The 6,444-nt window shown below is 70.2% G+C and carries 5 protein-coding genes and 1 pseudogene; 5 read left to right on the top strand and 1 reads right to left on the bottom strand.

The annotated features are described in order from the left end of the window. Positions 1–288 precede the first annotated feature (288 nt). Positions 289–615, top strand: a pseudogene (locus ACZ7GZ_RS16935) (IS1380 family transposase); the annotation flags it as partial. Positions 616–743: 128 nt separating this feature from the next. Here the strand turns inward: ACZ7GZ_RS16935 and ACZ7GZ_RS16930 are convergent. Further along, the gene (locus tag ACZ7GZ_RS16930) at positions 744–2,099 is read right to left on the bottom strand and encodes a glutamine synthetase family protein (protein ID WP_471024792.1); all 1,356 of its coding nucleotides are present in this window, start codon (positions 2,097–2,099) and stop codon (positions 744–746) included. 277 nt (positions 2,100–2,376) lie between these two features. Here ACZ7GZ_RS16930 and ACZ7GZ_RS16925 point away from each other — a divergent pair, with 277 nt between their 5' ends. From ACZ7GZ_RS16925 to ACZ7GZ_RS16910, 4 genes are all read left to right on the top strand, one after another. Next, entirely contained in the window at positions 2,377–2,952 is a 576-nt protein-coding gene (locus ACZ7GZ_RS16925; protein WP_471024790.1) for a MarR family winged helix-turn-helix transcriptional regulator, read from the top strand. Positions 2,953–3,177: 225 nt separating this feature from the next. After that, a complete protein-coding gene (locus ACZ7GZ_RS16920) occupies positions 3,178–4,647 on the top strand; it encodes an aldehyde dehydrogenase (RefSeq protein WP_471024789.1) in 1,470 nt (489 codons plus the stop codon). Continuing rightward, the gene (locus ACZ7GZ_RS16915; protein WP_471024787.1) at positions 4,640–5,575 is read left to right on the top strand and encodes a 3,4-dihydroxyphenylacetate 2,3-dioxygenase; all 936 of its coding nucleotides are present in this window, start codon (positions 4,640–4,642) and stop codon (positions 5,573–5,575) included. The genes ACZ7GZ_RS16920 and ACZ7GZ_RS16915 overlap by 8 nt, the downstream gene beginning before the upstream one ends. Before the next feature lie 9 nt (positions 5,576–5,584). Continuing rightward, complete coding sequence (locus ACZ7GZ_RS16910; RefSeq protein ID WP_471024786.1) at positions 5,585–6,430, top strand: fumarylacetoacetate hydrolase family protein; 846 nt, start codon at positions 5,585–5,587, stop codon at positions 6,428–6,430. The last annotated feature ends 14 nt before the right edge of the window (positions 6,431–6,444 follow it).

Below are 6,444 nucleotides of genomic sequence, written 5' to 3'. Positions count from 1 at the left end.
GGAAAGGGGAAAAAAAGGGGAGGGGTGGGGTTGTCTCCCCGGGTGGGGGGTGGGGGGGGGGGGGGAGGGGGGGGGGGGGGGGGGGGGGGGGGGGGGGGGGGGGCCCCCCCCCCCCCCCCCCCCCCCACTTCGTCACGGCTGGTGACCGCTGCGCTCACGCTCACTCCGTTCGCAGTGCCGCCGGGTCCGGCCGCCGGCCGCCGACGATCAGGGCAATGGGGAGGCACAGCGCGAGACCGACCCGTTCGTCAGGCTTCCGGCACGCACAATCAGCAAGGCACTTCCGAGATGCAAGTCTCCCGTACGCCGACGGCAGTCTCCGCAGCGTTCGATGAGGCGAATCTGATCGCGCATGCCGGTCTGGTCCCGGTGATGCGGCTGGCCGAGCGATGCGGTCTGCCCCGGCTGGCTGGCCGGGGCGAGGAACGGCGCGGGCGCGGCGACGGACGCCAAGGTCACCAGCATCGTGGCCGGGATGGTCGCGGGTGCGGACAGCATCGACGACCTGGACGTCCTGCGGCACGGTGAGATGCCGACCGTGTTCGGCGGTATCCGTGCCCCGTCCACCCTGGGCACCTCCTGCGCGCGTTCACCCACGGTCATACTCTGCAACTGCACCTGTGCACAGGCGGTTGCTGGCCGCGCACACTCCGCTGCTGCCCGGCTCCGGCGAGACGGCGTTCATCGACGTCGACTCCACCCACAAGCGGGATCAGGTGGTCGACCAGGGGAAGCGGGCGGTGTCAGTTGATCTGGGCGTACTCGCGGAACTCCCAGTCGGTGACGTACTGGTGGAACCGGTCGAGTTCGTCCCGCTTGAAGGTGAGGAAGGCGTCGACGAACGACTTGCCGAGGACGTCGATGAGCTGATCGTCGGCCTGCAGGGCGTCGAGCGCTTGGCCGAGGTCGGTGGGCAGCCGGTCGGCGGTCCCGGTGTCGGCGGCGAGGCCGGTTGCCGGCGCCGGAGGGTCGGCCGCGGCCGTGATGCCGAGGTGGATGGCGGCCAGGAGGCCGGCGACGGCGAGGTACGGATTGGCCGTGGCGTCGCCGAGGCGGACTTCCAGTCGGGATGCGGCACCGCGCTCCGGCGGGATGCGCACCATGGCGTTCCGGTTGTCCAGGCCCCAGTTGATCAGCCAGGGGGCGGTGGTGTCGGGACCGAACCGCTTGTAGGAGTTGACGGTGGGGTTGAGCAGCGCGGACAGAGCGGGCGCGTGTACGAGGACGCCGGCCAGGGCGTGACGGGCCGTGGCCGAGAGGCCGTGGGCCTGGCGGGGGGCGTCGAAGACGTTGTTCCCGTCCGCGTCGATCAGGGAGACGTGCAGGTGGAACCCCGATCCGCCGCCGTCGTTGAACGGCTTGGCCATGAACGTCGCCAGTCGGCCCTCGGCTCGGGCGAGTTCCTTGACTGCGGCCTTGAACCGGAAGGCGCGGTCAGCGGCGTTCAGTGCTTCTGAGTGGTTGAGGTTGATCTCGAACTGTCCGCCGTCGAACTCGCGGTTGCCGCCGCTGACGTCCAGGCCGAGCGCGTGCAGGGCGCGCACCGTGCGCAGAAGGTGTCCGTCCGGGTCGGCGCGGCGGCCGGTGGTGTAGACGTTGCCCGGGGCGGGGGCGTAGCGCCGCCATCCGGTGGGCGTGTCGGCGTCCGGGGTGAGCAGGACGTATTCCAGTTCGGGGCCGACGAGCGCGGTCAGGCCCGCGTTGTTCAGGCGGGTGAGGACCTGGCGCAGCAGGTCCCTGGGCGATTCGGGCACGCTCTGGCGGGTGGCCGGGTCGAGGACGTCACCGATGCACCAGGCGACGTGCGGCTCCCACGGCAGCGGGACGACGGTGTCCAGATCCGGGCGCACCAGGACGTCGGGCATGCCCGCCTCCAGGCCACCGGCGATGTCGGAGTGATCGCCCAGAGCGCCGGTGTGATAGACGGCGCGGCTGAAGGCGAGGCCGTGTCCGGCCGCGTGCGGCAGATGGTGCAGCAGGATGTCCCGGCTGCGGTCGGATCCCATCAGGTCCGGGTAGGCGACGCGGAGGACATCGATCCCCTTGGCGTCGAGCGCCTCGATCGTCTGTCGGACCTGGCGGTCTGTGCGAGCGCTCAAGGGATACTCCAGGGATGCGGTGAAGGCTTGCCTTCTGTCCTGATCTGCTCGCTCGGATCCATGCGGCCTCATGACTGAGACGGCCGAGCGGTGGCGCCGGTGACATTCATTTGATGTCAAACGATAAGAGTCGGCTGTACCGGCCAGCAAGAGGGGCGCGAAGGTTCGCCTGCCTCCACCCGGGGCCGAGGACGCCGGATCCGGCGGCTGCGGAGATACATTTGAGCTCAAATGAAGCTTCGGCGGCCCGCACCGCCCCAACGACGAGGAGAAGCCCGTGTCCGGGCCCCGCCGATCCATCACCGAAACGGAGCGAGCTGTCCAGCGGCGGCTGGGTGGCCTGACTCTGCAGCGCGAGGCCATGGCAGCCGTGGGCAACATCCACCGGGCGGCCGCCGCCGTCCGGCAGCACCTGGAGAACTCCGTGCTGCGTCCGCACGAGCTGACGTGGACCGGCTTCGTCGTGCTCTGGGTGTTGTGGATCTGGGGCGAGGCGGAAACCTGGTCCGTGGCCGAGGAGGCGGGCATCTCCAAGGGCACCCTGACCGGCATTTCGCGCACCCTCGAATCGCGCGGCCTCGTGGCCCGTTCTCCCCACCCCGAGGACCGTCGCCGGGTCCTGCTCTCGCTGACCCGGGAAGGTGAGAAGCTCATGGAGGAGCTGTTCCCGGCCTTCAATGCCGAGGAAGCGTTCGTCGCCGCCCCGCTCAGCCCCGACCAGTGCCTGCAACTCGCCGACAGTCTGCGTGTCATCGTCGGCCGGCTCGAGGAGCACGGTGAGCAGCGCAGGCGGGAGCTCCTCGACGGCGAAAGCCTCGCCCCACGACGCTCGGGCCGCCGTCCGCGCCCCTAGGGCCTGTCGGAGCCCACGGTCCCTGTTGACGTGCCGCGCTCACCTTGGAGTGTCGCGCTCTTCGTCGGAGGCGGCGTGCGCCCGCCGGATCCGCGGGGGTGTGCCGCCGACGACAGCCGTCGACCTTCAGCCAAAACGTTTGGTTCCAAATAAATCTTCGCGCGGGGCTTGACGCTCTCGCGACCCGACTGTTTATTTGGGGTCAAACGAACTGGAGGTTGGGACATGACCCGCGAGTCCCAAGCAGCTGTCATCGCCGGAGTATCCGTTGACACCCGGCACTGGATCGGCGGCGAGCGCGTCGCCTCCAGTGAGACGTTCACCGACATCTCACCGATCGACGGCAGCGTTATCGGGGAGATCGCGCGGGGTACCGCGACGGAGGCCGCCGCGGCCGTCGCCGCCGCCACGGCCGCCTTCCCGGGCTGGGCCGCCACCCCGCGCCCCGAGCGCGCCCGCATCCTGCACGCCATCGCCGAGGGAGTCGAGAAGCGGCTCGAAGAGCTGGCCCTCGTCGAGACCACCGACAACGGCGCCCTCCTGCGCTCCCACCGCCGCGGCGTCATGCCCCGCGTCGCGCACAACTTCCGCTTCTTCGCCGACCGGCTGCTGAAGCTGGAGCACGAGGACTTCGAGACCCGCGGTCACACCAACCACGTCAGCTGGGACCCGGCCGGCCCCTGCGTGCTGATCACGCCCTGGAACGCACCGCTGATGCTCGCCACGTGGAAGGTGGCCCCGGCGCTGGCGGCGGGCAACACGGTCGTCCTCAAGCCGGCCGAGTGGTCTCCGCTGACCGCCTCGCTGCTGGCCGACATCGCCGCCGAGGCCGGGCTTCCAGCCGGTGTCCTGAACGTGGTGCAGGGCTACGGCTCGGAGATCGGCGACGCGCTCACCTCGCACCCGGACGTGCGCCGGATCAGTTTCACCGGCTCGGTCGCGACCGCGCGGCGGATCGCCGCGTCGGCCGCCGCCAACCTGACGCCGATGAGTCTGGAGCTGGGCGGCAAGTCCCCGCTGCTGGTGTTCGCCGACGCCGACCTCAACCTGGCCGTCGACCTGGCGGTGGAGCAGTACGACAACGCCGGGCAGGTATGCCTCGCCGCCACCCGCATTCTGGTCGAGGAGACGGTCGCGGAGGAGTTCACCCGCCGCTTCGTCGACAAGGCGTCCCGGTTGAAGCAGGGCGACCCGCGGGACGAGGCCACCGACATCGGCCCCAACATCCACCCCCGGCAGCTGGAGAAGATCGACGGCTTCGTGCAGCGGGCACTGGCGGCCGGCGCCCGCGCGGTCATCGGCGGACACCCGGAGGAGGGGCAGTACTACGCGCCGACCCTCCTCACCGGCGTCGCCCAGACGTCCGAGATCGTCCAGGAGGAGGTCTTCGGCCCGGTTCTGACACTCCAGACCTTCACCAGCGAGGAAGAGGCGGTCCGGCTCGCCAACGACACCCGCTTCGGCCTGGCCGCCACCGTCGCCACGAGCGACCCCGAGCGCGCCGAGCGCGTCACCGCGCAACTCGTCGCCGGCACCGTCTGGGTCAACTGCTTCTTCGTCCGCGACCTGAAGGCGCCCTTCGGCGGCTCCCGCCACTCGGGCGTGGGCCGCGAGGGCGGCACCTGGAGCTTCGACTTCTACTGCGACGTGAAGAACACCGTCACCGCACCGAACGGATGGAAGCACCATGGGTGAGATCGTCGGCGCGGGCCTGCTCGCCCACGTCCCCACCATCGTGCTCCCGGAGGAGACCCGGCGGGAGCTGAACGAGGGCAAGGAGATCACCCTCGTCACCGGCCTGAGACAGCTCCGCAAGGACGTCTTCGAGCGCGATGCCGCCAACGAATACGACACCGTCGTGGTCCTCGACTCCCACTGGGCCACCACCGTCGAGTTCGTCGTCACCGCACAGCCCCGCCGGGCCGGCCTGTTCACCTCCGAGGAACTGCCGCGCGGCATGTGCCGAATGCCGTACGACTTCCCCGGTGACCCCGAACTCGCCCACCACATCGCGTCGTTCGCGGACAAGCACGGCACGTTCATCACGGCGATCGACGACGTGTACCTGCCGATCTTCTACGCGACCGTCAACCTGTGGAAGTTCCTCGGTGAGGGACTGCAGGACAAGCGGTGGGTGACGATCGGCGTCTGCCAGACCGGCGACATGGAGGACCACCTGCGCCTCGGCCGGGCGCTGGCCGACGGCATCGCCGCCACCCCGGGACGCCGGGTGCTGCTGATCGCCTCCGGAGCGCTGTCGCACACCTTCTGGCCGCTGCGTGAGATCCGCGACCACGAGGCCAGCGACCCGACGCACATCTTCACGCCCGAGGCGCGCGCGGCCGACGAGGAGCGGATCGCCTGGTTCAAGGAGGGCCGCCACGACAGGGTCCTCGACACCATGGACGCGTTCTGGAAGTACAAGCCCGAGGCCAACTTCTTCCACTACCTGATGATGGCCGGCGCACTCGGCGAGCGGGCGTGCAGGGCCAGGGCCCGCCAGTACGGCGAGTACGAGAACTCGGTGGGCACCGGTCAGGTCCACCTCTGGTTCGACCGCCCCGCCGACGGCTGGACCGGCACCGGCCTGCCCGCCTCGCGCACCCCGCACAGCCGTATCTAGGAGCCCTTCATGCCCGAGTACCGCCGCGTTCTCCTCGACGGCGCCGCCGTCCAGGTCACGGTCGACGGGGACGAGCTCGTCGCCGGGGACGGCCGTCGCGTCAGGACCGAGGAGGCCCACCATCTGCCACCCGTGCTCCCCTCGAAGGTGATCGCCGTCCACCTCAACCACCGCAGCCGCGTGGACGAGTTCCGGATCGGCCTGCCGGACACCCCGACCTACTTCCACAAGCCGGTCTCCGCACTGAACAGCCACAAGGGCGCGGTCGTCCGCCCCGAGGGCTGCAAGTGGCTCAACTACGAGGGCGAGGTCGCCCTGGTGATCGGGAGGACGGCCCGCAACATCTCCCCGGCCGAGGCGGGGGAGTACATCGCCGGCTACACGATCGCCAACGACTTCGGCCTGCACGACTTCCGCGACACGGACGCCGGGTCCATGCTCCGGGTCAAGGGGTCCGACACCCTGTGCCCGCTCGGTCCCGGCCTGGTCACCGACTGGGACTTCCACGGCAAGCGGCTTCGCACCTACGTCAACGGCAAGGTCGTCCAGGACGGCTCGACCGATGAAATGACGTGGAACATGCACTACCTCGTCGCCGACATCGCCCGCACCATCACCCTGTGTCCCGGCGACGTCCTGCTGTCCGGCACCCCCGCCAACTCCCGTTCCGTGCAGCCTGGCGACGTTGTCGAGGTGGAGGTCGAGGGACTGGGCAGACTCACCAACCACGTCGTCACCGGCCCCACCGCCGTCCGCACCGACGTCGGCGCCCAGCCCACCGAGTCCGAGGAAGTGCTCTCGACCGCCCTGGGCGGCGACTGGGAGTTCCGCGGCATCCGCCCGCCCAGGCGCTGAGCCCCACCGCGTCC

The sequence above is a fragment of the Streptomyces sp. NPDC037288 genome (assembly GCF_055603265.1).
Note: the sequence above shows the minus strand (reverse complement) of the source record. Positions and strands in the feature narration are given on the sequence as shown.

What these genes read in the sequence shown, in the direction of transcription:
- ACZ7GZ_RS16920 (WP_471024789.1), top strand. Translation starts at nt 3,178, where the DNA reads ATGACCCGCGAGTCCCAAGCAGCTGTCATCGCCGGAGTATCCGTTGAC.
- ACZ7GZ_RS16910 (WP_471024786.1), top strand. Translation starts at nt 5,585, where the DNA reads ATGCCCGAGTACCGCCGCGTTCTCCTCGACGGCGCCGCCGTCCAGGTC.
- ACZ7GZ_RS16915 (WP_471024787.1), top strand. Translation starts at nt 4,640, where the DNA reads ATGGGTGAGATCGTCGGCGCGGGCCTGCTCGCCCACGTCCCCACCATC.